The organism is uncultured Thermosynechococcus sp. (assembly GCF_937958135.1).
Lineage (GTDB): Bacteria > Cyanobacteriota > Cyanobacteriia > Thermosynechococcales > Thermosynechococcaceae > Thermosynechococcus.
The window spans coordinates 1-23,949 of the sequence record NZ_CALGOG010000038.1; the positions used below are offsets into that span (position 1 = coordinate 1).

At 54.6% G+C, this 23,949-nt stretch carries 27 protein-coding genes, 1 tRNA gene and 1 pseudogene; 16 read left to right on the forward strand and 13 right to left on the reverse strand.

The window, feature by feature from the left end; all coding sequences use genetic code 11:
* Positions 1 to 28: 28 nt before the first annotated feature.
* Positions 29 to 769 (forward strand): hypothetical protein, encoded by a 741-nt coding sequence (locus Q0711_RS05055; RefSeq protein ID WP_298977669.1) that lies wholly within the window; start codon positions 29 to 31, stop codon positions 767 to 769.
* Here the strand turns inward: Q0711_RS05055 and ndk are convergent.
* Positions 744 to 1,196: a nucleoside-diphosphate kinase gene (gene ndk / locus Q0711_RS05060; RefSeq protein ID WP_181496075.1), complete on the reverse strand. Its 453-nt coding sequence runs from the start codon at positions 1,194 to 1,196 to the stop codon at positions 744 to 746. The two genes, Q0711_RS05055 and ndk, sit on opposite strands and share 26 nt — an antisense overlap.
* A 55-nt stretch (positions 1,197 to 1,251) precedes the next feature.
* Here ndk and Q0711_RS05065 point away from each other — a divergent pair, with 55 nt between their 5' ends.
* Positions 1,252 to 2,052: a PhzF family phenazine biosynthesis protein gene (locus Q0711_RS05065; protein ID WP_298977665.1), complete on the forward strand. Its 801-nt coding sequence runs from the start codon at positions 1,252 to 1,254 to the stop codon at positions 2,050 to 2,052.
* On the opposite strand, the gene cobO is transcribed toward Q0711_RS05065, so the two are convergent.
* The 4 genes from cobO to Q0711_RS05085 all read right to left on the reverse strand — a co-directional run bounded on the left by cobO (position 2,049) and on the right by Q0711_RS05085 (position 6,186).
* Positions 2,049 to 2,651, reverse strand: a complete 603-nt coding sequence (gene cobO / locus Q0711_RS05070; protein ID WP_298613413.1) for a cob(I)yrinic acid a,c-diamide adenosyltransferase — start codon at positions 2,649 to 2,651, stop codon at positions 2,049 to 2,051. The genes Q0711_RS05065 and cobO overlap by 4 nt on opposite strands.
* Before the next feature lie 3 nt (positions 2,652 to 2,654).
* Positions 2,655 to 3,611 carry an RNA polymerase sigma factor, RpoD/SigA family gene (locus Q0711_RS05075; RefSeq protein WP_366142493.1) on the reverse strand — a complete coding sequence of 319 codons (957 nt, stop codon included), beginning with the start codon at positions 3,609 to 3,611 and terminating at the stop codon, positions 2,655 to 2,657.
* 348 nt (positions 3,612 to 3,959) lie between these two features.
* Positions 3,960 to 5,795 (reverse strand): SPFH domain-containing protein, encoded by a 1,836-nt coding sequence (locus Q0711_RS05080; protein ID WP_366142745.1) that lies wholly within the window; start codon positions 5,793 to 5,795, stop codon positions 3,960 to 3,962.
* A 70-nt stretch (positions 5,796 to 5,865) separates the two neighbouring features.
* Positions 5,866 to 6,186, reverse strand: coding sequence for a hypothetical protein (locus Q0711_RS05085; RefSeq protein ID WP_149821421.1), 321 nt, complete (start codon positions 6,184 to 6,186; stop codon positions 5,866 to 5,868).
* A 253-nt stretch (positions 6,187 to 6,439) separates the two neighbouring features.
* On the opposite strand from Q0711_RS05085, the gene Q0711_RS05090 reads away from it, so the two are divergent.
* From Q0711_RS05090 to recF, 6 genes are all read left to right on the forward strand, one after another.
* A complete protein-coding gene (locus tag Q0711_RS05090; RefSeq protein ID WP_298613424.1) occupies positions 6,440 to 7,981 on the forward strand; it encodes a bifunctional pantoate--beta-alanine ligase/(d)CMP kinase in 1,542 nt (513 codons plus the stop codon).
* A gap of 58 nt (positions 7,982 to 8,039) precedes the next feature.
* Complete coding sequence (locus Q0711_RS05095) at positions 8,040 to 8,393, forward strand: hypothetical protein (RefSeq protein WP_298613427.1); 354 nt, start codon at positions 8,040 to 8,042, stop codon at positions 8,391 to 8,393.
* A 273-nt stretch (positions 8,394 to 8,666) separates the two neighbouring features.
* On the forward strand, positions 8,667 to 9,875 hold the full coding sequence (locus Q0711_RS05100) for an amidohydrolase (RefSeq protein ID WP_298613430.1): 1,209 nt from the start codon (positions 8,667 to 8,669) through the stop codon (positions 9,873 to 9,875).
* Between the two features lie 6 nt (positions 9,876 to 9,881).
* On the forward strand, positions 9,882 to 10,535 hold the full coding sequence (locus Q0711_RS05105; protein WP_298613433.1) for a response regulator transcription factor: 654 nt from the start codon (positions 9,882 to 9,884) through the stop codon (positions 10,533 to 10,535).
* 45 nt (positions 10,536 to 10,580) lie between these two features.
* A complete protein-coding gene (locus Q0711_RS05110) occupies positions 10,581 to 11,069 on the forward strand; it encodes a DUF427 domain-containing protein (RefSeq protein WP_299041842.1) in 489 nt (162 codons plus the stop codon).
* Positions 11,070 to 12,209, forward strand: a complete 1,140-nt coding sequence (gene recF, locus Q0711_RS05115; RefSeq protein WP_298617167.1) for a DNA replication/repair protein RecF — start codon at positions 11,070 to 11,072, stop codon at positions 12,207 to 12,209. It abuts the gene before it with no gap.
* Here recF and Q0711_RS05120 read toward each other — a convergent pair.
* Together Q0711_RS05120 and Q0711_RS05125 are read right to left on the reverse strand one after the other, a co-directional pair.
* Positions 12,148 to 12,534, reverse strand: coding sequence for a hypothetical protein (locus tag Q0711_RS05120; RefSeq protein WP_299041845.1), 387 nt, complete (start codon positions 12,532 to 12,534; stop codon positions 12,148 to 12,150). The genes recF and Q0711_RS05120 overlap by 62 nt on opposite strands.
* 7 nt (positions 12,535 to 12,541) lie before the next feature.
* Positions 12,542 to 12,847, reverse strand: coding sequence for a cell division protein SepF (locus tag Q0711_RS05125; protein WP_298613840.1), 306 nt, complete (start codon positions 12,845 to 12,847; stop codon positions 12,542 to 12,544).
* Positions 12,848 to 13,086: 239 nt separating this feature from the next.
* Between Q0711_RS05125 and Q0711_RS05130 the strand changes: the two genes are divergently transcribed.
* The 5 genes from Q0711_RS05130 to Q0711_RS05150 all read left to right on the forward strand — a co-directional run bounded on the left by Q0711_RS05130 (position 13,087) and on the right by Q0711_RS05150 (position 16,343).
* The gene (locus Q0711_RS05130; protein ID WP_298613838.1) at positions 13,087 to 13,863 is read left to right on the forward strand and encodes an energy-coupling factor ABC transporter permease; all 777 of its coding nucleotides are present in this window, start codon (positions 13,087 to 13,089) and stop codon (positions 13,861 to 13,863) included.
* A complete protein-coding gene (locus tag Q0711_RS05135; RefSeq protein ID WP_298613836.1) occupies positions 13,856 to 14,179 on the forward strand; it encodes an energy-coupling factor ABC transporter substrate-binding protein in 324 nt (107 codons plus the stop codon). Before Q0711_RS05130 ends, Q0711_RS05135 begins: the two co-directional genes overlap by 8 nt.
* 27 nt (positions 14,180 to 14,206) lie before the next feature.
* Positions 14,207 to 14,998 carry a cobalt ECF transporter T component CbiQ gene (gene cbiQ, locus Q0711_RS05140; RefSeq protein WP_298613833.1) on the forward strand — a complete coding sequence of 264 codons (792 nt, stop codon included), beginning with the start codon at positions 14,207 to 14,209 and terminating at the stop codon, positions 14,996 to 14,998.
* Position 14,999: 1 nt separating this feature from the next.
* The gene (locus Q0711_RS05145; RefSeq protein WP_298617169.1) at positions 15,000 to 15,854 is read left to right on the forward strand and encodes an ABC transporter ATP-binding protein; all 855 of its coding nucleotides are present in this window, start codon (positions 15,000 to 15,002) and stop codon (positions 15,852 to 15,854) included.
* A 126-nt stretch (positions 15,855 to 15,980) separates the two neighbouring features.
* Complete coding sequence (locus Q0711_RS05150; protein ID WP_298613829.1) at positions 15,981 to 16,343, forward strand: response regulator transcription factor; 363 nt, start codon at positions 15,981 to 15,983, stop codon at positions 16,341 to 16,343.
* A gap of 2 nt (positions 16,344 to 16,345) precedes the next feature.
* On the opposite strand, the gene Q0711_RS05155 is transcribed toward Q0711_RS05150, so the two are convergent.
* Together Q0711_RS05155 and Q0711_RS05160 are read right to left on the reverse strand one after the other, a co-directional pair.
* Positions 16,346 to 17,620 (reverse strand): phospholipid carrier-dependent glycosyltransferase, encoded by a 1,275-nt coding sequence (locus Q0711_RS05155; protein ID WP_298617171.1) that lies wholly within the window; start codon positions 17,618 to 17,620, stop codon positions 16,346 to 16,348.
* Positions 17,620 to 18,747, reverse strand: coding sequence for an HhoA/HhoB/HtrA family serine endopeptidase (locus Q0711_RS05160; protein ID WP_298613845.1), 1,128 nt, complete (start codon positions 18,745 to 18,747; stop codon positions 17,620 to 17,622). The genes Q0711_RS05155 and Q0711_RS05160 overlap by 1 nt, the downstream gene beginning before the upstream one ends.
* 204 nt (positions 18,748 to 18,951) lie before the next feature.
* Here Q0711_RS05160 and Q0711_RS05165 point away from each other — a divergent pair, with 204 nt between their 5' ends.
* Positions 18,952 to 19,812 carry a prephenate/arogenate dehydrogenase gene (locus Q0711_RS05165; RefSeq protein ID WP_366142488.1) on the forward strand — a complete coding sequence of 287 codons (861 nt, stop codon included), beginning with the start codon at positions 18,952 to 18,954 and terminating at the stop codon, positions 19,810 to 19,812.
* On the opposite strand, the gene Q0711_RS05170 is transcribed toward Q0711_RS05165, so the two are convergent.
* The 4 genes from Q0711_RS05170 to Q0711_RS05185 form a co-directional block, all read right to left on the reverse strand.
* Entirely contained in the window at positions 19,789 to 20,280 is a 492-nt protein-coding gene (locus tag Q0711_RS05170; protein ID WP_298613822.1) for a phosphate-starvation-inducible PsiE family protein, read from the reverse strand. The genes Q0711_RS05165 and Q0711_RS05170 overlap by 24 nt on opposite strands.
* A gap of 2 nt (positions 20,281 to 20,282) precedes the next feature.
* On the reverse strand, positions 20,283 to 21,038 hold the full coding sequence (locus Q0711_RS05175; protein ID WP_298613820.1) for an MBL fold metallo-hydrolase: 756 nt from the start codon (positions 21,036 to 21,038) through the stop codon (positions 20,283 to 20,285).
* Between the two features lie 10 nt (positions 21,039 to 21,048).
* Positions 21,049 to 22,560: a serine/threonine-protein kinase gene (locus Q0711_RS05180; protein ID WP_298613818.1), complete on the reverse strand. Its 1,512-nt coding sequence runs from the start codon at positions 22,558 to 22,560 to the stop codon at positions 21,049 to 21,051.
* Positions 22,561 to 22,670: 110 nt separating this feature from the next.
* A tRNA-Thr gene (locus Q0711_RS05185) sits at positions 22,671 to 22,743 on the reverse strand.
* Between the two features lie 274 nt (positions 22,744 to 23,017).
* On the opposite strand from Q0711_RS05185, the gene Q0711_RS05190 reads away from it, so the two are divergent.
* Both Q0711_RS05190 and ndhN read left to right on the forward strand, forming a co-directional pair.
* The gene (locus Q0711_RS05190; protein ID WP_298613816.1) at positions 23,018 to 23,689 is read left to right on the forward strand and encodes a DUF1614 domain-containing protein; all 672 of its coding nucleotides are present in this window, start codon (positions 23,018 to 23,020) and stop codon (positions 23,687 to 23,689) included.
* Between the two features lie 69 nt (positions 23,690 to 23,758).
* Positions 23,759 to 23,949, forward strand: a pseudogene (gene ndhN / locus Q0711_RS05195) (photosynthetic/respiratory NAD(P)H-quinone oxidoreductase subunit N); the annotation flags it as partial.

Sequence of the window (23,949 nt, forward strand, 5' to 3'; positions counted from 1 at the left end):
CAAAACTTTGGAGAACTTCCCTCGCCCCATGATTGATGAACTCTTGGAACTCTCACCCAACTGGGGACTGGATACCCTGTTGTTGCTGGTGGTGTTGTTGGCCCTAGAAGCGGTTCTTTCGGCAGACAATGCGATCGCCCTTGCCGCCTTAGTGCGGGGCATCGAAGATTTAGATGAGCAGCGGCGGGCCCTCAATCTGGGACTCGCCATCTCCTACATTTTTCGGATTGGGCTGATTCTCACAGCCACGTGGGTCTTGCAGTTCTGGCAGTTTGAGTTGGCGGGGGCACTCTATTTGCTGTGGTTAGCCGCAAAGTATTTTTTCCTTACCACTGAGCCAGAACATCACCACGAGCGGGTGATTCATTCGTTTTGGCAGGCGGTGCCCCTACTTGCTTTGGCCGATTTAGCCTTTTCCCTCGACAGCGTGACAACGGCGATCGCCCTATCGGATGAGCGCTGGCTGGTGTTACTGGGCGGAACCATTGGCGTGATTATGCTGCGTTTTATGGCGGAGCTATTTATTCGCTGGCTCAAAGAATTTCCACGCCTTGAGGATGCCGGCTATTTCACGGTAACCCTTGTGGGTCTGCGGCTACTGATTCGCGTGATTAACCCACAACTGGTTCCCTCCGACTGGGTCATGATTAGCCTCATTGCCCTTTGCTTTACGTGGGGCTTTTCCAAACGGGAGGTGGAGGAGCCAGACACTCCCCCAACCCTTCCCCAATCAACCCATGAGCCTACATCTCATACACCCAAGAAGTGAAGGCCGGTTCCCAAGGCACCAGTTCCTGGGTTTGGAACCAGAGATTGATTTCCCGCTCGGCATTTTCGGGACTGTCAGAGCCGTGAATCACATTCCGCCCCACATCTACGGCAAAATCTCCCCGTAGGGTGCCCGGTTCGGCATTGAGGGGGTTAGTCGCGCCAATGAGTTTGCGGGCATTGGCAATCACCCCGCGACCTTCCCAGACCATGGCCACCACCGGTCCTGAAGTAATAAAGTTTACCAGCCCCGCAAAGAAGGGCTTGTCTTTGTGTTCACTGTAGTGCTGCTCTGCCAGTTCGCGGCTGACGCGCATGAGTTTGAGGCCAACCAGGGTGTAGCCTTTCTGTTCAAATCGTTGGATAATCGTCCCCACTAGCCCACGCTGCACACCGTCGGGCTTGATTGCAAGAAATGTTCGTTCCACGCAGTCTGTCCTCTGCTCGATCTACAGGATTGATTTTACGGTTTTCGGGGGTTGGATGCCGCTACCACTGTACCAAGTTGATGCCTTTACCCAAGAACCTTTTCGCGGCAATCCGGCCGCGGTGTGTCTTCTAGAAAGTTTTCTTGACGATGCAATCTTGGGGGCGATCGCCCGCGAAATGAATCTTTCAGAAACCGCCTTTGTAGTGCCCACCGCCGGTGGCTTTCAGTTGCGCTGGTTTACCCCTATGGCGGAAGTGGATCTCTGTGGTCATGCCACCCTCGCCACGGCTCATGTCCTCTGGCAGCATCAGGGGGTGGTGGGAGAGTTAGCATTTCATACCCGCAGTGGCTGCCTGCGCGCCCAGCGCTTTGGAGAGTGGATTGCCCTTGATTTTCCGCAGCAGCCGGTAACCCCCCTTGAGGAGCCGCAGGTGCAAGCTTTAATCAGTGCTGCCCTAGGCACCACGCCCCTGTATATGGGGAAAGCGGGGAGGGATCTGCTGGTAGAGCTGGCCAGTGCTGAGGCGGTAGCAGAGTTGAAACCCGATTTTGACCCGCTTGCCCGCCTGCCCTGTCGCGGCTTGATTGTGACTGCCCGTGGGAAGGAAGGCGACAGATACGATATTGTCTCCCGTTTTTTTGCTCCCCAATTGGGCATCCCAGAGGATGCCGTCACGGGTTCTGCCCACTGTAGTCTCTATCCCTACTGGCAGCCGAAGCTGGGTCGGCAGGAACTCTTGGCCTATCAAGCCTCCGCGCGGGGCGGTGTAATTAAACTCCAACCCCAGGGGGGCGATCGCCTGCTGCTATTGGGTCAGGCTGTCACCATCTTTGCTGGAGAACTCTTGCTTTAGAACTCAATCCCCGGCTGTGCTTTAATCCCCTGCTCGCGAAAAGGATGCTTGATAAGGGTCATTTCGGTCACGAGGTCGGCGGCATCAATCAGGGCTGGGGGCGCACCACGCCCCGTGAGAATCACATGGGTCATTTCTGGTTTGCGGCTAAGCCCCTCCAGCACCTGGGTCACCCTTAAGTAGTCCAGCTTGAGGGCGACGTTAATTTCATCCAGCAACACCAAGCGGTATGCTGGGTTGCCAAGGTAGCTTAGCGCCAGTTCCCAGGCAGCCTGAGCACAGGCCATATCCCGTTGCCGGTCTTGGGTTTCCCAGGTAAACCCCTCCCCCATGGCATGGAAAGCCAGTTGCTCTGACCACTGGCTAAGCACAGCTTTTTCCGCCGGCTCCCACGCCCCTTTAATGAACTGAATAATAGCCACCCGATAACCATGCCCCAAGGAACGCAGAACCATTCCCAGGGCAGCGGTGGTTTTGCCCTTGCCGTTGCCTGTGTGGACAATGATCAACCCCTTTTCACGGGTGCGCTCCGCTAGGCGTTGTGCCTGTAGGGCTTTGCGCCGCTGCATCTTTTGACGGTACTGTTCGTCACTCAGCATGGGCTAACTGGCAAGGTACTCGTGAATATCGCCTCGGCGTTTGCGCAGTTTACTGAGGGCTTCCCGCTCAATTTGCCGCACGCGCTCGCGACTGATATTAAGCAGTTCTCCCACTTTGGCCAGGGTGAGGGGCTGACCATTCTCGAGGCCAAAGCGCAGGGAAAGGACATGACGTTGTTGGGGAGTAAGGTCTGCCATTAGCCGCTCAAGGTCACTGCGCAAGGAGGACTGAGCTGCAAACTCCTCTGGGGAAATGGAGGAATCCTCTAGGAGTTCTCCCAACTCTGTATCCTGATTATCGCCAACACGGACGTCCAAGGAGAGGGGCTGACGCGCCCGTTCGAGGTAGTCGCGGACTTGCGCAGGGGTTAGCTCCAGTTCAGCCGCCAGTTCATTAATGGTGGGCGCACGCCCCAGCCGCTGGGACAGTTGTCGCTGTACCTTTTTGATCTTGTTCAGCTTCTCGGTAATGTGGATGGGCAGGCGAATGGTGCGTCCTTTCTCGGCGATCGCCCGCGTGATGGCTTGACGAATCCACCAGTAGGCATAGGTGGAAAAACGATAGCCCTTGGTGGGGTCGAATTTTTCTACCCCTCGCTGCATACCAATTGTCCCTTCTTGGATAAGGTCAAGCAGATCCACATTGCGCTTGATGTACTTTTTGGCCACTGACACCACAAGGCGCAGGTTGGCCTCCACCATTTTCCGTTTGGCGCGCTCGCCATTTTCAATAATCGTCTCCAACTCCTCCTCACTAATGTTGGCGGCAGCGGCCCATTCGGCACGGCTGGGTTCACGGTTAAGTTCTGCCGCAAGCTTTTCGCGAATCTCGTTCATGGCGGTAAGCTGCTGCACCTGTTTGCCGTAGATCACTTCCTGTTCATGGGTGAGCAATGGCACCCGGCCAATCTCCCGTAGGTAAGTGCGCACTAAATCTTTTGAGGTATCCATAGTCCCTATCGCTCGTTCTCAAGGTTGACAGCAGTGATTCGTCCAAGGCCTAGGAATATCGTTTTCGCTATAGGATGGGCGATCGCCCCTGCTAAAGATCGCGGCCAAGCCAACGGTGCTTTAACAGCGTTTTCGTGGACTTGTTACATATATTAAGAATCTTAACATTTCTAAATCTGTTCGTTGGAATACTCACACTGACCTTTGGCGGTTCTTAATCTTTTTTTTATATTTGCCCCATTGGTAAGGCTCTATGGATTTTGAGAATACAGATGAAATAAGTCAATTGCTGCTTCACGCCCTTCAGCCCTGCTGAAGAGTTATCCATGGTTGTTGACCGGAGTATGCAGTCGCGTCTTAGGAATTAGATGTCCCCTCTTGGAGGAGAGATTTAATTTGCGCTAATAACTGGCCAAGTTTCCCCTCCTCAAATAGGGCATTGATTAGAGCAAGTCCACTGCTGGAGAGGAGGAGTTTATTGAGATTAGGGGTGGCACCCCCATCGGCAAAGGTGTAAATCTTGGCATCGCCAATTACCCCCGGTTGAGGGGCAAGGGCTTGGAGAACTTGCGGCAGTTGCGGTGCCAGTTCTGGCCAAAGCGCCGTAATCACTTGGGCAATTAAGTTGGCATTGCTAATCACATTCTTGGCTGCCAAGATTGCCTTGATTCCTTCGGCTTCAGCAAGAGCTTTATCGCGGTTCGCTGCAGCGAGGATACGAATTGCCTCCGCTTCCAGTTCCGCTGCCTGTTGGGCAATCTCCGCCTGGCGCCGCCGCCGGAAGGCCTCAATTTCAACAACATTTTGCTCAAGAACCCGTTTTTCCGCTGCTTCCCGCTCCGCTGCAATAATCGCCAGGTGTTTCTGGCGATCGGCTTTTTCCACCTCGATGGCGGTGGTGACCGCAGACTCTGCTCGTGCCCGCTCTGCTTCGGCAATCAGACTTTCTTTCTTCTTGGCGGCAACGGCGATCGCCACATCCTCTTGGGCAAGGCGTGCTTGACGCTCAGACTCCGCAATGGCCACCTGCGCTTGCAAACGGTTGGCCTGCACCTGCTGCTGGCGACTGATCTCGGCGATTTCTGCCTCCTGCTGTTGCTGGGCTTGCGTCACCTTCAGGCGTTTATTTTTTTCCTCCAGCTCAATACGGGCCTCAATTTCCTTTTGCTGAATGGCAAGTTTTTTGCGGATTTCTTCTTCCTCTACTGCTTGGGCTTGGAGCAATTTTGCCCGCTGAATTGCGGCTGCCTCTGCGGCCTTAGCCTCCTCAATTTCCCGCTCCCGCTGTGCTTTTAGGGCTTCCACCTTCAGACGTTGGCTCAACAGGGCGGCTTCTTTTTCCTCTTCAATTTGCAGGGAGCGTTTTTGGGCATCCAGTTCCTTCTGCTCGATGGCCACCCGTGTTGAGAGTTCCACCTCTCGTTTTTGTTGGATCGAGCGTTGAATTGTTTCCGTGCGCAGGCGCACCCCCTGAGCATCAAAGAAGTTGTTTTCGTCGTAGGTGTCGCTCTCTTGAACCTCTGAGATGGCAATGTTGTTGAGGGTGAGGCCGACTTTTTGCAGATCCTGCTGCATCAAGTTGAGCACCTCTTGGGCAAACCCCAGCTTATCCGAGTCAATTTCGGCAAGGGACTTGTGTTTTGCGGCGGCGCGGATGGCGTCATCTGCCCGCTTTTCAAGGGCGTTCTTGATGTCTTCGGGGGTAATGCGGTTATTTTGCGAGAGGCGAGCAGCGGCGGTGAGGACATCCTCTTCGGTGGCGTTGATGCAGACATAGAACGTAACCCGCATATCGGCGCGCAGGTAATCTTGGGTACGCACCGCCAATTTACCCGTTCGTTCCACGTCAATGGAGATCTCCCGCAGGGGTACGCGGGTTAATTCATGAAATCCTGGTAGGACAATGCAGCCACCATTGAGGATCACTGTTTTTTTCTTAACAAAAATACCCCCCGTGCGTACAAAGGCTTCGTTGTTGGGGGTAATCACATAGACGCGTGTGTAGGCCCAAATGCTCAGGAGCAGCAAAATCACAATGCCAGCAATTACCCCCGGAAAGAAGAGCAGCCCGCCTAAATTACCCATGACAAGGGGGGGAGACTCCGCTAGTACCGCAGCTTTGGTGTCGGTTCGAGGTGACGCCGGCAGTTCCGCGGTGGGTAATGCCTGCAAAAAGGTGAGCCAGTAAAGCATCCGATTGCCCCTCAGTGGTAATCCTAGTGTGGCAGCTTGGGGGCGATCGCCGGCTATTTTTAAGGGTTCTTTAATTGGCCGGAGCCACTTCGGTTGTCGAGGCCACTGCGGCATCCTTACGCTTTTTCTTTTCTGTCACCGTTACAGGCCGCATTTCAATATGATTGAGCAGTGTGGTAACAAAGGCAAAAAGTAAAAAGGGCAACGTTAAGACCAAAATTAGCCCCCCGACTAAAAACGCTTGCACAGGATTGTTGTAGAGGGTAAGGGACGCGGCCAAACCAATAAAGATAACAATTAGCCAGACAATCACTTGGCCATAAATATCCCCGAAGGTGAGGGTGCAGACGAAACGGTATTTTTGTAAGCCGTTTTGTAGTTCATTGGCCATAGGGGCTATCCTCGCGGCGTATGCTGAATGGTTCCAGTGCAAAAACAAGCTTTTTAAGGATTAGGGGAAACTTAAGCTTGCGGTACAGTGTTTGCAGATACAGGGAAATGAAAGTACCTGAATTTTAGAAAACCTGCCCCTAAGATTAAAGTCTTTGCAACAAATGTACAAACTTTGGTCAAAAAAAGCAGGCACGGGCATTGTAATATGACAGATTGTATCAAAACTCCACCGATCGCCCCTGAAGCACTCTATGGGTACGTTTTACCGTTTGACCACCACGGCGGGTTTACAGGCTGCCCTTGGCACCTTATCTCCTGCATCCACCCTTGGTTTTGTGCCGACGATGGGGGCACTCCACGGGGGTCATGCTGCCTTGATCCGGCGGGCACGGCAAGAGTGTGATGTTGTGGTAGTCAGTATTTTTGTCAACCCCCTCCAGTTTGGCCCCCAAGAGGATTTGGAGCGCTACCCCCGCGCCCTTGAGGCCGATACGGCGCTCTGCCGGCAATTGGGGGTGGATCTGCTCTTTGTGCCCGGTGTGGCAGAGCTTTATCCAGCAGGGATGGAGACCCTCACAGTGGTGGAGCCGCCCAAGGAACTCACGGAGCGCCTCTGTGGGCGATCGCGCCCCGGCCATTTTCGCGGGGTAGCCACCATTGTGCTCAAGCTGTTACATCTGGTGCGGCCGCATCGCGCCTATTTCGGTCAAAAGGATGCTCAGCAGTTAGCAATTATTCGCCGCTGTGTGGCCGACTTGAATTTGGACGTGGAAATTATTGCCTGTCCCATTGTCCGCGATGCCGATGGGCTTGCCTTGAGTTCCCGCAATCAATATCTCAGTGAGGGCGATCGCCCCACGGCCTTAGCCCTAAGCCAGAGCCTGGAGATTGCTACTGCCGCCTTTCGGCGGGGCTGTTTTGCTGCAAAGGAGCTCCTTGGGCAGGTTCACAACCATCTGCGCCAGTTTCCCCGGTTGCGCCTCGACTATGTAGAATTGGTGCATCCCCAAACCCTTGTACCTTTGGAACGCATTGAGACCGTTGGGCTGCTGGCGATCGCCGGCTGGGTGGGTCAAACGCGCCTGATTGACAATTGCCTATTGGATCGCCGCTTGCCGATTCTGGCCGTAGATGGCCCTGCGGGGGCAGGGAAATCCACCGTGACGCGACTGGCTGCCCAAGCCCTTGGGTTACAGTACCTTGACACCGGTGCGATGTATCGAGCAGTAACTTGGTGGTGCTTGGAAAACAACATTGATCTCAAGGATGAGCCAACAGTGGTAGAGGCGATCGCCCAGTGCCAATTGCGTCTAGAAAGCGGGGATCCCACTCAACCCCCGCGAGTGTGGATCAACGATCGCGAGGTTAGCCAAGCCATTCGTTCTCTGGCGGTGACCCAGCGGGTATCCCAAGTGGCAGCCCTACGAGGAGTACGGCGGCTGATGGTGCAACAACAGCGGGCGATCGGCGCCAATGGCGGGATTGCTGCTGAAGGACGTGATATTGGTACCCATGTCTTTCCGGAAGCGGGTTTGAAAATTTTCCTCACTGCCTCGCCCCAAGAGCGTGCCCAGCGCCGCTGGCAAGAATTACAACAGCAGGGGCAATGCGACCTCTCCTATGAGGAATTGCTGGCTCAGATGACCGCTCGCGATACGGCGGATCAGCAACGCACCTACGCCCCCTTTCGCAAAGCTGCCGATGCCATAGAAATCTGTACTGATCATCTGGAGATCGAGGAGGTGGTAAGTAAAATCGTCCATTTGTACCGCAGCCGCTGCCCTCACTCTTGATGGGAAGAGAGAATTTCCCGTACAGTAGCAGAGGATAGTTCACGCTGGACACATTCCTATGGACCGCAACCCCCTCGAACTGGCACAGCAACTCTATTACACCGGCATTGGAGCTGCTGCGGCTGCCCTTGAATCCCTCCAAGATGAGGCCAAACGCCAAGAATATCTCACCCAACTGCGCACGGATGCTCGTCAACTGGCCACTGTGTGGGCTGAGAAAGGTCGCCTCACCGAAGCACAGGCGCGGGAACTCATTCAGACCTTGATTACCCAGCAGCGGCAACCCGCTTCACCCCCTGCACCCGCCAATTCTGAGAGTGCTGTGTTGGCCGCCGATCTTCAAACGCTTCTCGACACCCTGCGTGCGATTCGCCAAGACCTACAGCAGGATTCTCAAGCACCCAACTCCTAGGGCAAGAGTACAGGCAGAGGGTATCCATGGGCTGCTGCCGACTCACCCCCCTTTGGCCACCAGTTGTCGAGGCCGCTGCGCGGGCGCAAGCTAACAGGGCGGGGAGGAGGTCAAGAGAAAACCGCCGCCTGTCAAAAGCCCAAACCTTCCTTACGAGGGGAGTGCTGGGAGTCTTTCGCAGCCGAATGTAGCCGAATCAAGGGAAAGAAACGCAACGGGGAGACATCGTTTATGCTAGAGATCAGTTCCTAGCTCCATTGCCCTGCTGCCTCAATGGCCTTCCATCTCCCCCAAGTGAGCTGCCAAGTGCGTCCAGAGGTGGCTGCCCTCCAGGCCGAACTGGTGCAGTGGCGCCGCTATTTGCATCAACGTCCTGAATTGGGTTTTCAGGAGTACGGGACGGCCGCCTTTGTCAGTGAAAAACTGCGACAGTGGGGCATTCAGCATCGCACGGGCATTGCGCAAACAGGGATTGTAGCCGTCATTCCGGGAGTGCGGCCGGGGCCGGTGCTGGCGATTCGCGCAGATATGGATGCGCTGCCCCTACAGGAGGAAAACGATAAGCCCTATCGCTCTCTCTATGAGGGAAAGATGCACGCCTGCGGGCACGATGGTCATACGGCGATCGCCCTTGGGACGGCAAAGTATCTGGCCGAGCACCGCGATTTTGCCGGGACAGTCAAAATCATCTTTCAACCTGCAGAGGAAGGTCCCGGTGGAGCGCAGCCAATGATTGAGGCAGGCGCGCTTGATGCGCCAAAAGTGGATGCCATTATCGGTCTGCACCTGTGGAATTTTCTGCCCGTTGGCACCGTAGGCGTGCGGGCTGGCCCTTTAATGGCGGCAGCGGAGTTTTTTGAGTGTCAAGTCCAAGGCAAGGGGGGGCATGCAGCTTTGCCCCAGTTTACGGTGGATACCGTTCTGGTGGTTGCCCAGATTATTACGGCGCTGCACACAATTGTCTCCCGCAACATTGATCCCCTAGAGAGCGCAGTGATTTCTGTTGGGGCAGTCCAGGCGGGAACAGCAAAGAACGTAATTGCCGAGAGAGCCACATTTTGCGGCACAGTCCGCTACTTTAAGCCAGAGCTAGGCGACTGGTTACCCGAGCGGATTGAACAAGTCATTGCCGGCATTTGCCAGAGCCATGGCGCCACCTACCAGTTTGACTATCAACGGATGTACCCGCCCACCATCAACGATGCCAAGATGGCGGAGTTGGTGCGATCGGTGGCCGAATCGGTTGTGGAGGTACCCGCAGGGGTTACCCCTCATTGTCAAACCATGGCAGCAGAAGATATGTCTTTCTTTCTCAAGGCGGTTCCGGGCTGCTACTTCTTTTTGGGGTCAGCCAATGGCACCCTAGGGTTAGATTTCCCCCACCACCACCCCCGCTTTGACTTTGACGAAACAGTCTTAAGTATTGGGGTTGAGTTGTTTGTCCGCTGTGTCGAGAAATACTGTGGTCTAGTGGAGACCTAATTCCCCATGTCCCTCACGCTCCTTATTGCCGACGATGATCCCGGCATTCGCGTGTCGGTCAGCCGCTTTTTAGAAGCGGAAGGCTACTGTTGCCTGACAGCAGCAGACGGCGCCCAAGCCCTTGAGATGATCCATCGCTATCAGCCCCACCTGTTGATCACCGACATTGCCATGCCAAATATGAACGGCTATGAATTGGTGCGGCAGGTGCGTCAGCATCCCTCGCTCCGCCTCCTACCCGTGATTTACCTCACAGCCCGCACCGAAGTGGAGGAGCGGATTCGCGCCTATCGCAGCGGGGGAGATGTCTATCTCTCTAAACCTTTTGACTTGAATGAATTGGCGGCCGTGGTGCGCAATCTTTTGGATCGGGCGCAACTGGTGCAAATGGAGTGGCAACAGCGACAGCGGCCCTTCTTGCCGCCGAAAACCCAACGCATTACCGTTGATCTGACGCAACGGGAAAAAGAAGTGTTGGCTTTACTGGTGGTAGGACTCTCGAATGCTCAAATTGGCGATCGCCTGCACCTGAGTGCCCGCACCATTGAAAAGCATGTCAGCAGTCTTTTTCAGAAAACTGCGGTTCATAACCGTGCTGAACTGGTGCGGCTGGCAATTGAACAGGGGTTGGTGACGCAACAAACCAGTTCCCAAACATAAGGGTTGCTATTACGGTTAAGAAAACCACTGAGGAATCGAGACCCCATGCAACGAATTCCCCCTGCCCCCGGTCAAGAATCGGTTTGGGACTACCCCCGTCCGCCTCGCCTAGAACCTACGGCAAAACACCTGCGCGTGGTCTTTAATGGTGTGGTCATTGCTGAGACCCGGCGGGGACAGCGTGTGCTAGAAACCAGTCACCCACCGGTGTATTACTTTCCGCCAGAGGATGTGCAATCCCAGTATCTTGTGCCCTCGCCGCGGCGAACTTTCTGCGAATGGAAAGGACAGGGTGCCTACTACCATGTCAGGGTGGGCGATCGCCAAGCCAATCATGCCGCTTGGTACTATCCTGAACCGACCCCTGCCTTTGCGGCTCTTCGCAACTACATTGCCTTCTATGCTGGTTTAATGGATGAATGCACGGTGGATGGCGTAGTGGCGCTGCCGCAACCGGGGGGCTTCTACGGCGGCTGGATTACGCCGGACATTGTGGGACCTTTTAAGGGGGCACCAGAAACTTGGGGCTGGTAAGTGTTTCTCAAATCACTCTATCTGCGCCACTTTCGCAACTATAGGGAGCAGGCGGTGACGTTTGCTGCCCCGAAAGCCATTCTCGTCGGCGACAATGCCCAAGGCAAGTCCAATTTACTAGAGGCGGTGGAGTGGCTAGCCACGTTACAGTCCCATCGTACCCATCGCGATCGCGACCTGATTCAGCAAGGACAAGAGAGTGCCCAAATTGAAGCTACCCTTGAGCGCCAAGGGGTTTGCCTTGAGCTGGCAGCAAGTTTACGACCTACCGCCGGCCGGGTTTTGCGGATCAATGGCTGCCCCGTCAGGCGTACCGCTGAATTTCTCGGTCAACTCAACGCCGTAGAGTTTTCCTGCTTGGATTTAGAACTGGTGCGGGGCACGCCGGCCCTGCGCCGCAACTGGTTGGATCGCATGTTGCTTCAGTTGGAACCCCTCTATAGCCAACTCCTGCAAACCTACCAAAAAGCGCTGCGCCAGCGGAATGCCCTCCTGAAACAGGCAACCGGCCAAGGCTGGGATGAAGCCCTCTGGCAGGCATGGAATCAGCAATTGGTGGTCAACGGTACCCGCATTATTCGGCGGCGCCAGCGCCTCATTGAACGCTTGACCCCCTTGGCAGCATATTGGCATCGGGTTTTGAGTGGCGATCGCGAGACCCTGACGTTCACCTATGAAAGCCATGTGCCCCTAGGGGATGGAAGTTCTGAATGTATCAGAGCGGCCTTTAGTGAGGCCTTAGCGGCTCGCCGATCGATTGAACTGCTGCAAAAAACCAGTCTTGTGGGGCCGCACCGTGACGATGTTATTTTCTGCCTAAATGATCAAAGTGCCCGTCAATTTGCCTCCCAAGGGCAGCAGCGCACCCTTGTCTTAGCCCTGAAACTCGCCGAACTCGAACTGCTAGAAAGTGTCGTTGGCGATACGCCCTTACTGCTATTGGACGATGTGCTGGCTGAACTCGATTTGCAGCGACAGAGGATTCTACTGGAGGTGATGGGCGATCGCTACCAAACCCTAATTACCACCACCCACCTTGCCCCCTTTGCAGCCCCTTGGCGACAGCAGGCTCAAATTCTTAGGGTGACGGCGGGGAGGATCGCAAGCGTTCCTGACACCGCTGCTCAAACCAGCGACTAATTTGGGGAACCGTTAACTCGGCAATGGGCACCCCCTCATTTTCGGCAATCTGGCGCAGTTGCTTGAGGGCACTGATGAGAATTTGGCCATACCAAGCCATAAACCCCCCTTGGCGCGCTTCCTCTGCCTGCAATTGGGGATCTGCTGCCACCAGTTCATAGATTTGGGCTTCGCTTAAAGCTTCAAGGGGGGTCGCTGTAGTCTGGGCTTGCAGATAGCGCTGGGCATACACCGCCACTCGAATCGCAAAGCGATCTGCCGCCGGCAAGAAGAGTTGATCAATCTCTTGACACTCCCTGACTGTAAGTAGATCCCTAGGGTTCATCGGCAGCCTAGATCAATCCAGCCGGCGTGGGGGTTGGCGTAGCTTCTTGGATATTGATAATGCTGGGGGTAAAGAGAAACACACCATCCCCAAGGCGGGACTGATGGCCATTGATGGCGTAGGTACTGCCGGCAGCAAAATCAGAAATGCGCTGTGCCTCGGTCACATCGAGGTGTTCTAAATTTAGAATCACCGCTTTGTCCGCCCGCAGTGCTTGAACGATCAGAGTTGTATCACTGAGGGACTGCGGCTTGATTACCACGACTTCATAGCCACTACTCAAAGAATGACCAAAGGCAGTCAGTTCAGCCATGACAACCCCCCTCGGGAACATCACAACAGTACTTATTAATCATTTACTTAATTCATTTACTTAATCCTTAATCATGACATTAAACTTTATTCTGTTATACCGACTACACCGAAATTTATGCAAATTGATGCAAATTGCAGCCTTTTTCCGCCACAGGGATGGCCGTTACCCCCTACTGGGCATAGGCAAGGAACCCGTTGCGCCCTAGAATAGGCGCACTTAGGTTTAGGAACATCTCAATGATCAAAAGTAGCCACGCGAAGCGGTATGGCTCCCTGGGGGCGATCGCGCTGTTGACCATGTATCTAGTGGTAGCAAGTCCTAACCCTGCATTCGCAATGCACATTAGTGAAGGGTTTTTACCCTTAGGGTGGGCTTTGGGGTGGTGGCTGGTCTTCCTTCCTTTTCTAGGAGGTGGTCTGTGGGCCTTACAACGGCAACTAAAAAGGCATCCTGAGTCGCGCGTTCTCTTGGCACTGGCGGGAGCCTTTGCCTTTGTCCTCTCCTCTTTGAAAATTCCTTCCGTGACCGGCAGTTGTTCCCATCCCATGGGAATTGCCTTAGGCGCTACGCTGTTTGGCCCACTGGTCATGACGGTGCTGGGCACATTTGTTTTGCTCTTTCAGGCTCTGCTAATTGCCCATGGCGGCCTCACGACATTGGGAGCAAATGGTTTTGCCATGGCAGTTGTTGCACCCTGGGTGGCGTGGGGAACATATCAAGGGCTGAAAAAGCTAACGCAGCGGCAGGGGATTGCTCTTTTTGCCGCAGCAGTGCTCAGCAATCTAGTTGCCTACAGTCTTACGGCATTCCAACTGGCCTTGGCCTTTCCCCATAGCGACGGCGGAGTGGTTCTTTCTTTTGCCAAGTTTGCTGCTCTTTTTGCCATTACTCAAATCCCCTTGGCCATTAGTGAGGGACTCCTCACAGTACTGATGGGGAATTGGCTGCTGACCTACTGCCTAGAGGAACTTGAAGTGCTCCAGTGGAGGGGAGGACACACAAGCCATGAGTAAAGGACAAAAAACAAATTGGCTACTCCTAGGGGGGGTTGCTCTCTTGGTGGCCTGGCCGCTGCTTTTTGTAAAAGGTGACTTTGAAGGAGCTGATGCCCAAGCTGGTGAACTCGTCAAAGAACTCTCCCCTGACTATACGCCGTGGGCAGAGCCTGTTTTTGAACCGGCCAGCAGTGAAATTGAATCCCTCCTGTTTGCCCTCCAAGCCGCCCTGGGGGCAGGGACGATTGGCTTTATTTTCGGGGGGTACCACGAACGGCGACGCCAACAGCGCCAAACCTCCACTTCCACCACCAGCAAGGAGCCACTGCCATAACCGAGGGAGGCATCATCAGCTCTTGGCATGCATCACCATCTTGATCTGTATGCCTACACCAATCGCCTGCGATCGCTGGATCCGAGACAGAAGGTGCTCTTCAGTCTTGGCACCCTTGGGTTTGCATTTTTTGCCCACCCTCTGGTTCAAGGGCTACTGTGGCTTTGGTTAGTCCTCTGGATTCTGGGCTATGCCCGTATCCCTTGGCGGGTTTATGGGTTGCTGGTGGGGACGGTAATGGCCTTCTGGCTCCTCAGTCTGCCGGCGTTGGTTGTGCAAATTGTGCCCAACAGGGGTCTCGAGCTCTCGGCGTCAGCCCCTTTAGCGCAACTCTCCTTTGGCGGTTGGTCGTTGGCGGTGAGCTTAGAAAGTCTGAAGCAAGCTTTTATAACAGGGCTGAGAACTACCGTTTGCAGCACGGCTTTGCTGTTTCTTGTGCTCACCACTCCCTTTCCCTCCCTCTTGGCTCTAGCAGCCCGGTGGGGGATGCCGAACTTTGTTTTGGATGTTTTGATGTTGATGTACCGCTATTTGTTTACTCTGCTGGAAACTGCCCTAACCCTGCAATTGGCGCAGCGGGCGCGGGGAGGCTATCAGCGGCGATCGCGCTGGCTTTTTAGTGTGAGCCTGTTGGCCGCCCAACTTTTCCGCCGGTCTTTGCGTCGCTATCACCAAACCAACCTTGCGCTACTAAGTCGTGGCTTTCAGGGGCAGTTTCGCGTATTCCGCCTCCAGTCCTATGCCTATTCCCAGCGGTATAGCCTTGAAATGGTCGTGGGTGGCAGTGCCCTGCTCCTGTTGAATAGGATTGTGGCTTAGGATGTCTCCCCCTCTACTTGAATTTCGTCAGGTTGGCTTTCGCTATCCCAATACAACTACTCCGGTGCTGCAGGACTGCTCCTTTACCCTAGAGGCGGGACAGAAAATTGCCCTTTTGGGTCTCAACGGCTCAGGCAAATCCACGCTGTTTTATCTGGCGGCTGCCCTCTATCGGCGCGATCGCGGTGAAATTTACTGGCAAGGGCAACGGCTCATCTATCAACCTGACAAACTGCGGCAGTGGCGTCAACGGATTGGCTTGGCCTTCCAAGACCCCGAACAGCAACTGGTGGCAGCAACAGTGGCGGAGGACATCTCCTATGGGCTGTGCAATTTAGACTTGCCCCCAGCAGAAATTGAAGCCCGCCTATACCAAACATTGCAGGACTTTGATTTATTGCATCTCGCCGATCGCCCCCTGCATCACCTCAGCTTGGGGCAAAAACGGCGGGTGGCCTTGGCTGGAGTCATGGCTTTAGCACCGACGCTATTACTGCTCGATGAACCCACCACCTATCTTGACTACCAGCAGCGGCAGCAACTGGTGCAAACCCTAGAGAACATTCACCGGCGGGGAACCACAATTGTCATTGCCACCCATGACCTTGATTTTGCCTATGGCTGGGCAGACTGGATCATGGTGCTCGTCAATGGTCAAGTTACCGTGAGCGATCGCGCTTCCCACGTCTTTGAACAATGGCCTACCCTTGCTCCTGAACTGGGCACCCCCACCCTCTTGCGCCTGTGGCAACAACTTCCCCCCAGTTGGCGACGGAACCAGACCTTGCCCCGAACGGCCACAGCCCTTGCCCAAATCTGGCAAAAAGGCCTCCAAGTTCCACCGACCCTCGATTAAGAGCGCATTAACAGGTAGAAAAATGCTCAAAAGTGGGTATTCTAAGGGGTGGGTAGTTTAGAGAAGTGCCCAAGACAACAATCCTATTGTTTAACTAACCCATCGCGGCATCGGGGAAAACTTTATATGGCCACAATTATGATTGTTGATGACAGCCCTACCCTGCGGGCAATGATTATTGAGCTGATGAAAGAGCAAGGCTATGACGTTGTGGAGGCGGAGGATGGGATTGAAGCCCAAGAAAAGATCAAAGCTCAATGCCCAGACTTGGTAATTCTGGACGTGGTGATGCCGCGCATGAATGGCTACGAACTGTGCCGCTGGATTAAAGGTGAAGCCGCTTCCCAAAACGTGCCCGTGATCATGTGTACGACCAAAGGGGAAGAATTTGATATTCACTGGGGCAAAAAACAGGGGGTAGATGCTTATATTACCAAGCCTTTTGATCCCGCCGAACTGGTGGCCACCGTCAAGCAACTGCTGGGATAGCCTTAAATCCAAGAACGTAACCACATCCGTGTAAAAAAGGCTTGGGGGGTCAGCGGCAGCCCCAAATAGAGGGGAAGCCAGTAGGCAAAGCCGCCCATGACTCCTGTAAGAACAGCAAGGCGTGCCCAACGTGCCCAAACTCCCCAAGCGTGGCTGGCTTCCCACACCAAAGCCAAAGCCATAAAGCCATAGAGAGCAGCGGGGAGGTAGTGGTAGATAAAAACACAGCGACTCACCAGTGCCCAGGGCAAGAGATTGGCAGCATAGTTCAAGAGCACAAAGCGGCCGGCAAGGGAGTTCAGGCCGAGGGGAAAAAGTGCCAATGTGGCCAAGGTACTCAACCACAGCAATGGTGGGTTAAAAAGGGCATAGACGGCGTAAACCCAGCGGGTAGCTTCCATGGGTAGGGGCGGGCCAATGACCGGCACCGCTTCACTGAGGGTTTGCACCTTTTGAAAAAAGTAACTCATCGGCCGCAGCAGAAGCGGCCAAGACCACCAAGGGGAACAGTAGGGATGGGCTGTACTGGCAACGCTGCGATGAAAGTCAAACATTTGCCGATGCAGCTCCAGGAGGCTCTGGTGGGGATGAAATTGCAGATGAGGCCACCAGAGGAGCGTATAGACAACAAACGTGACAAGCGGGAGGAGCAGACACATCTGCCACCACTCATATGTCGTTTGATATGTCGTTTTCCCCTCAGCAAGCAGGGGTAACTGCCGCTGGAGGAGCCAGAACAAACCAACTCCCAACAGAAAGCCCAAGCCACTCCACTTCACGGCTACGCAGGCGCCAAAGGCCATACCAGCAGCAATCAGCCAGAGCGATCGCCCCCTACCTCTGTAGCGCAACCCCCATAGCCAGAGAATTTGGCTCACCACGCCAAAGAGCACCAGCGGCACATTGATGAGGGCATAGCGAGACTCCACCAAAAAGAGGCCATCGAGAGCAACGAAGCATCCCGCCAACAGGGCAACGCGCGATCGCCCCGTCAGGAGATAGGCCAAAACAGCCACTGCCACAGGAATCAGCGACCCCAATAGGGCGTCCATCCAGCGATAGCCCCAAGGGTGAAAGCCACCCCCCAGCCAAATGCCTAGGGCAATCAGGTATTTTCCCAAAGGGGGATGGGCATCAAAGAAGGGAACTCCCGCAAGATAGTTGCGGCCAAAGCGGGCAAAATAGACTTCATCGAAAACTAGGGTTGGAAAGCGGCTCAGCCCCCAGAAGCGGGTTCCAAGGGCAAAGAGCCACAGCAGCAGTAGCCCCAAGGGCATTAGGCGGCTCCCTGTAGCTCCGCGGTGCGCACAGCAATGCGCTGGCTGCGATCGCCCCGTTGAACCGTCAAGTTGAGCACTTGCCCCACAGCGGCACTATCCACAATGTTCTGTAATTGATCCGCACTGGTAATCGGTTCCCCATCCACTGCTGTAATCACATCTCCCCAGCGCAGACCCGCTTTTGCTGCGGGTGTATTCGGCAGAACTTGCAGGACGAGGACGCCATTGACTTCCGGCAAAATTACCGGGGAGTTGGGGTTAGCATTGTTTTCCTTGGCCATTGCCGGCGTGAAGGTGGTCATTTGAATGCCAATGTAGGCGTGTTGAATTTTTTCACCGCGAATTAGGCGGGCTTGCAGGGCTTTGGCCTTATTGATGGGAATGGCAAAGCCAATCCCCATTGCATCGGCACGAATGGCGGTGTTAATGCCAATAACTTCCCCCTCTTCATTGAGCAAAGGCCCCCCAGAATTGCCGGGGTTGATGGCCGCATCCGTTTGAATAAAATCAAGGCGCTTATCGGGGATGCCCACTTGAGCGCTGGAGCGGTGGAGCGTGCTCACAATCCCCAATGTCACGGTGTTGTCGAGGCCAAGGGGGTTACCGACGGCGATCGCCCAATCTCCCACTTTTACCTGACTGGAGTCCCCTAGGGGCGCCGTTGGCAAGGGTTCTGTTACCCCCTTCAGTTTGACAATCGCCAAATCCGAAACTTCATCCACGCCGCGCACTTCTCCCTCAAAGACTCGGCCATCCTTGAGGCGCACCGTTACCGTATCCGCCTGGCTGACCACATGGGCATTGGTCATGACAATGCCACTGGGATCAATGATGAACCCCGACCCTTGACCCCGCAGCCGATCCTCTTGGGGGGGCAAGGCTAAGCCGGGGAAAAACTGGCGGAAGAACGGATCGCTGAGCAGGGGATCTGGCGTGCGCACTATTGTGCGTTCGGTATCAATACGAACAACCGCATCGCCAACCCGCTCCACTGCCGCTGCCACAAAACTATGGTGAGCCACTGCTGCCCATACCGGTGTACCGCTATTCAGGCACCAGACAAGGGCAAGGCCAAGACAGAATGTGAGGGTCTGCTGAAGTAAATGGGCAAGGCGTTTCATGATGGATGGCCTAGAGCGCAACAGAATTCAATTCCGATTGTATCGAACTCCACGGCGTTGCCCATGCCTAGCCGATTTGGATTGGTTTCATACCGCCGGAGATGGTAAAGGTGGTCTATCGGCATAGAATCTGCATCCCTCTCTGCAGAATTGAGAACAGTCGTCAGTGTCCCAATTGTCAAGGTATTCAAGTTTAGGAGCAGTATGCTGCGGATTGGCATTGTAGGATTAGGGCTAATTGGAGGATCCCTAGGAATTGATCTACGGGCAAAGGGTTACTATGTGGTGGGCTTAAGTCGGCGATCCCAAACCTGTGAGCGGGCGATCGCCAAGGGTGCCATTGACCGGGGCAGTACGGAGCCAGAAATCTTGCGTGCCCTTGATCTTGTGTTTCTTTGTCCCCCCATTGGCAGCGTTCTCAGGGTAGCCCTCCAGATTACCCCCTATCTGAGTCGAGAAACGGTACTGACAGACGTGGCATCCGTCAAAGGAGAAATTGTCCCCGCCCTTGAAAAACTCTGGCCCCGCTATGTGGGTGGGCACCCCATGGCCGGTACGGCAGCGTCGGGCATTGAGGCAGCGCAAGCCCATCTGTTTGCGAATGCTCCCTATGTGCTCACCCCAACCCTCTCCACCGATAGTGATGCCCTTGACTGTGTTGCTGGGGTGGTCAATGCGCTGGGGGCAAAGCTCCTCTATGCCACCCCTGCGGATCACGATCGCGCCGTGGCTTGGATTTCCCACCTCCCCGTTCTTGTCAGTGCGGCACTGCTTCTTGCTAATGCCCAGGAAGCCAATGAGCCGATTCGGAGGCTTGCGCAGCAGTTGGCCAGCTCCGGCTTTCGCGATACAAGCCGTGTTGGGGGAGGCAATCCAGAGTTGGGACGGATGATGGCGGAATATAACCGCACAGCCCTGCGCCACTGTCTGAGCCACTACCGTGCCACCCTTGATGATCTCATTCGCCAAGTGGAGCAGGAGGACTGGGAGCGGCTGCAAACCACCTTAGAACAGGCTCAAGCCTACCGCGAGCAAGTGTATCCTTCAGAGACGTCGCCGGTAGTTTAGACGACGCACAATCCAGTAACTGGCAGACAGTGCCAAGATGGCGATCGCCAGCCCCAAGAGCTTGGCCACAGTATCCGGTTGACTAATATCCAGAATGATGAGTTTACGGGCAATGGCAATTAGGGACGTCACAATCACCAGCTCGACAATTTGCGAGGAGACATGGGTTTTCAGGTAGGCGGTGATATTTTCCAGAATCTCTAGGGCAACAAGGACATTGAGAAATAGACCAAAAATCTTCACCAGCTCAAGGCTAAATTGACCCAGCGGTGGCGAGAATAACTCTGTGGCCAAAATCCGTCCCAAATCAACGATCGCGACAATGACCACAATCAACATCCCGATCGCCAGCAGCCGCGTGGCCAACCCTTCAATTTGACCGAGAAAGTGCAAAAATCGCTGATTGTCCTGAACTAGAAGAATGACCCCCCGCCAAAAGAGAATCAAAGGTCGCAGCCGGCGTCGCATTCCTAGACCTCAGCCGAAAGAACAAGGGGAGTGTAGGCCACTGGTTCCACCAAACGGGTGTCTAAGTTGCGCTGCTGAAATGCTGCTTGCAGGGCTTCAAGGGTGCCTTTGACCGACAGCAGTTGCGGCAGCCATCCCTGCAGGCGGAGAGTGCCATTGCCGGCGGTGGTGATCATCACCTTAGGCTGAAGCCATTGCCCCAATTCCAAAGCGGTTTTGCCCCCCTTGAGAATCGCCCCCACCACGGGTAAACAGACATCCAATAGCGGCGTAATCACCACATCCACCTTGCCGTAGGTGCGCAGCCACGGATCATGACAGCCGTGGGGTTCATAGTAGAGACTCTGAGCGCCACAGCGCAGAATGTAACCATTTTCCTGTTGAGTGGGGCCAAGACGCGCCCCCTTCGTGGCTTGGATCGTGAGATCGCGATACGTATAGGTTTGGCGCGGGGTCAGGGCAACAACGGTTTCAAAGCCAAGGCTCTGGGCAACTTTGGCAGCACTGGGGGAGGCAATGACCGGTAGGGCGCGATCGCAGGCACGGAGGGTAGGTTCATGACAGTGATCCGGTAGCCCTTGGGAGAGCAAAATGGCATCAATGTCTGTGGGAATTTCACAGGGGCGCGATCGCTCCGCCTGAAAGAGCCACGGCGTATTGCCAAAGGTCAGTGGCCCCACAAACCAAGGATCTACCAAAATCCGTGTATTCCCCAGCTCCCACAACCAGGTATTGCTCTCTAGCCATGTCAACTGCATTGCCCTGCTCCTACAGGAACCGCGCCAAGAGGTTGTAAATCAGCAAAAAGATGTTGCCTATAACCACACAACCCAACCCCACTAAACCACAAATGAGCAGCGCCGTGATACCCCCTAATCCCGCTTGCAAGAGGGGCACAGAAAAGAGAACTGCTCCTGAAATGACCGCAATGATCAACTGCTCCCAGTGTTCGATCCAGCGTTTGTACTGCATAAACACCAAGAAGGCAAATAGAGCGCCAATTAGCCCTGCGCTCACACCCACAGGCAACTGCCAAGTCGTCATCAAACTAAAAATCATCAGGCCTAAGGCTGTCATTTCAAAGCCTGTAAAGCCAGCACCAATGAGAATTTTCAATGCGGGTAAGGGGGGCGCAGGCTGCCGTGGCGGTTTCGCCTTAGGACGAGGTGTAACCGTGGGAGGAGTCAGGGGTGTTCGGGGCGGCGAAGGTGTTAGTTGCGACACGACGGGAACAGGAGAGGGCGAAGGTGGCGGCGTCACAGGAGCAGGGGGTGGCGGTGGCGGGGGTGGCGGTGCTGGCGTTGGGTTGGGGGCACCATTGAGGGCTGCTAAAACCTCTGCTGCCGATTGGTAGCGATCGCTAGGCGCAGGTTGCAGCATACGATCTAGAATGGCTTGCAGTTGGGGACTGACCTGGGCATAGGAATGCCAATCCCAGCGGTTGTTGTAGGCATCAAATAATTCACCAGGGTCTTTGCCCGTCAGGAGCACAATACAGGTCACGGCTAAGGCATAGAGATCTGAACTGGGATAGACCCGCTCTCCCCGCGCTTGTTCCGGTGGCGCATAGTATTGAGTATAAATACCCGTAAAGTGTCCCTGTTGTCCGCCTCCTTGGGAAATCTGCTTCACCGCACCAAAATCCAGCAGGTAGAGGCGCCCCTGGCCGGGAAACTTTGTCTTGCTGGGGTGCTGGCGCATGATATTCGAGAGTTTAATATCACGGTGGATCGAGCCGTGGTCATGGACGTACTGCAACACGGGTAGGAGTTCCCGCAGCACCTGCCGCACCTGTTCTTCGCTAAAGCATCCCTGTTGAACCAGTTCATCCTCTAAGGTTTCACCATCAATATATTCCTGTACTAAGTAGAAATACTGCTCTACTCCTTCTCCATCAGCAGTGGGAACTTCTTCGGCAAAAAATGCCAGCAAATCTGGAATCTGGGCGTGCTGCCCCAGTTGATCTAGAACTTGTCCCTCCCGCTCAAAAAGTTCCAGTGCCTTTTGCCGACTTTGGGGATCGGACATCAGCGGCATAAACTGTTTAATCACGCACTCGCGCCGACCAGGGGTATCCAAATCCCTTGCTAGATAGGCCGCTCCAAAGCCCCCCCGCCCTAAAAGCCGCTCTGCCACGTATCGCCCCCGCAGAATCAAGGGCATCCCACAGGCTGTACAAAAGCGCTGTGCTACACGGCTATAGCGTTTGTTGGGGTTGTCTAACTCTGGAATATCGTTTTGGGGACGATTACAGTGGGGACGGGTGCAATAGACAAGCATGGCAGGGGTGGCGCGATCGTTTCCTTGATCATCATAGTGCTGTCATAGCAGACACGACTAAACCGAAGGAACACTACATCTTTGGACATTTTTGAGCGTAAAGTGATCGAAGCTGATGGTCGGACTCGAACCGACGACCTACTGATTACAAGTCAGTTGCTCTACCAACTGAGCTACACCAGCACCCCTATTTAGTGTACTACGCTTTGGCAGCAGCGAGAACCCTGAGCCTCTTGGGAAATCCTTACCTTGTTCCCTGCATTTTATATCTACCCCGATGTCCAGAAGTCTTTTTTGACGGGCAATAGTGCCATACTTGACTATAAGCATTATATCCGTATCACATCCGCCGCTAACGAGCAAATGACCCTGCGCGTCCATTCGTAGGAGGCGCGGCGGGGTTGCTCAACTGCCCCAAGAAGCGTCGCAAGTTTAATTAACGGGATTGTCGATTCCTATGATTTATCTACCGGTTACTGCCTTGCTTTTTGTACTACTGTTGCTGTCGGTGCCTTTTCTTTGGCTGGCGATCGCCCTAGATACAGTGCAAGTGGCCGTTGCCAAGCTGGGCTTTTCACCCACTGCTGCCTCGGTCCTACTACTACTGGTGATTCTCGGTAGTACAGTTAATATTCCTCTCTATGAGCGGATCTCCACGGTGGCCATTGTTCCCGACTTTGAGGCACTTTGGCTAAGTCGGTTTTGGGGCATCCCCCTGCGCAAAATTGAGCAAAAAACCATTGTGGCGCTGAATGTGGGGGGCGGTTTGATCCCAACCCTATTGGCTCTCTATCAATTTAGCCGCGTCAGTCCCTTGGCAATTCTTCTAGTGACGGCAATTGTAACTGTTGTCAGCTACTACTCTGCTCAGGTGGTACCGGGGATTGGTATTCAGATGAATGCCCTAGTTGCTCCCCTCACAGCGGCCATGACCGCCATTTTGATTGCTGGGGGTATGGGGGCAGCCCCCATTGCCTTTGCCGGCGGTGTCCTAGGCACCCTGATCGGGGCAGATTTACTCCACCTACGGGAAATTGAGCGGATGTCGGCGGGGGTGTTGAGTATTGGGGGTGCCGGTGTCTTTGATGGCATTGCCTTATGTGGGCTATTTGCACTGCTGTTAACTTAGGTATATCCGCAGCAGGAAGGAGCATGGTAAAGTGCTGGATGGAATGCTAAGACCGTTGAGAAACAATCTATGGGGCTGTTAGCGGGCTATCAATTTGTTAAAGATTTAGAGGCGGCTGGAGCATTAGCACTCTTTGTGCCGCCGGAGGGAGGCTTTGAGGGGCGCTATCAACGGCGATTGCGTTCCAAGGGCTATACCACCCTGCATATGAGCGCACCCGGCTTGGGGGATTTAGCCGCCTACCTGACCCAAGAGCACGG

Bases quoted from the DNA above. Each gene is read 5' to 3' on its own strand.
- Q0711_RS05055 (WP_298977669.1), top strand. From the start codon at position 29: ATGATTGATGAACTCTTGGAACTCTCACCCAACTGGGGACTGGATACC.
- Q0711_RS05065 (WP_298977665.1), top strand. From the start codon at position 1,252: ATGCCGCTACCACTGTACCAAGTTGATGCCTTTACCCAAGAACCTTTT.
- cobO (WP_298613413.1), bottom strand. From the start codon at position 2,651: ATGCTGAGTGACGAACAGTACCGTCAAAAGATGCAGCGGCGCAAAGCC.
- Q0711_RS05080 (WP_366142745.1), bottom strand. From the start codon at position 5,795: ATGCTTTACTGGCTCACCTTTTTGCAGGCATTACCCACCGCGGAACTG.
- Q0711_RS05085 (WP_149821421.1), bottom strand. From the start codon at position 6,186: ATGGCCAATGAACTACAAAACGGCTTACAAAAATACCGTTTCGTCTGC.
- Q0711_RS05090 (WP_298613424.1), top strand. From the start codon at position 6,440: ATGGGTACGTTTTACCGTTTGACCACCACGGCGGGTTTACAGGCTGCC.
- Q0711_RS05095 (WP_298613427.1), top strand. From the start codon at position 8,040: ATGGACCGCAACCCCCTCGAACTGGCACAGCAACTCTATTACACCGGC.
- Q0711_RS05100 (WP_298613430.1), top strand. From the start codon at position 8,667: ATGGCCTTCCATCTCCCCCAAGTGAGCTGCCAAGTGCGTCCAGAGGTG.
- Q0711_RS05105 (WP_298613433.1), top strand. From the start codon at position 9,882: ATGTCCCTCACGCTCCTTATTGCCGACGATGATCCCGGCATTCGCGTG.
- Q0711_RS05110 (WP_299041842.1), top strand. From the start codon at position 10,581: ATGCAACGAATTCCCCCTGCCCCCGGTCAAGAATCGGTTTGGGACTAC.
- Q0711_RS05120 (WP_299041845.1), bottom strand. From the start codon at position 12,534: ATGAACCCTAGGGATCTACTTACAGTCAGGGAGTGTCAAGAGATTGAT.
- Q0711_RS05125 (WP_298613840.1), bottom strand. From the start codon at position 12,847: ATGGCTGAACTGACTGCCTTTGGTCATTCTTTGAGTAGTGGCTATGAA.
- Q0711_RS05130 (WP_298613838.1), top strand. From the start codon at position 13,087: ATGATCAAAAGTAGCCACGCGAAGCGGTATGGCTCCCTGGGGGCGATC.
- Q0711_RS05135 (WP_298613836.1), top strand. From the start codon at position 13,856: ATGAGTAAAGGACAAAAAACAAATTGGCTACTCCTAGGGGGGGTTGCT.
- cbiQ (WP_298613833.1), top strand. From the start codon at position 14,207: ATGCATCACCATCTTGATCTGTATGCCTACACCAATCGCCTGCGATCG.
- Q0711_RS05145 (WP_298617169.1), top strand. From the start codon at position 15,000: ATGTCTCCCCCTCTACTTGAATTTCGTCAGGTTGGCTTTCGCTATCCC.
- Q0711_RS05150 (WP_298613829.1), top strand. From the start codon at position 15,981: ATGGCCACAATTATGATTGTTGATGACAGCCCTACCCTGCGGGCAATG.
- Q0711_RS05155 (WP_298617171.1), bottom strand. From the start codon at position 17,620: ATGCCCTTGGGGCTACTGCTGCTGTGGCTCTTTGCCCTTGGAACCCGC.
- Q0711_RS05170 (WP_298613822.1), bottom strand. From the start codon at position 20,280: ATGCGACGCCGGCTGCGACCTTTGATTCTCTTTTGGCGGGGGGTCATT.
- Q0711_RS05175 (WP_298613820.1), bottom strand. From the start codon at position 21,038: ATGCAGTTGACATGGCTAGAGAGCAATACCTGGTTGTGGGAGCTGGGG.
- Q0711_RS05180 (WP_298613818.1), bottom strand. From the start codon at position 22,560: ATGCTTGTCTATTGCACCCGTCCCCACTGTAATCGTCCCCAAAACGAT.
- Q0711_RS05190 (WP_298613816.1), top strand. From the start codon at position 23,018: ATGATTTATCTACCGGTTACTGCCTTGCTTTTTGTACTACTGTTGCTG.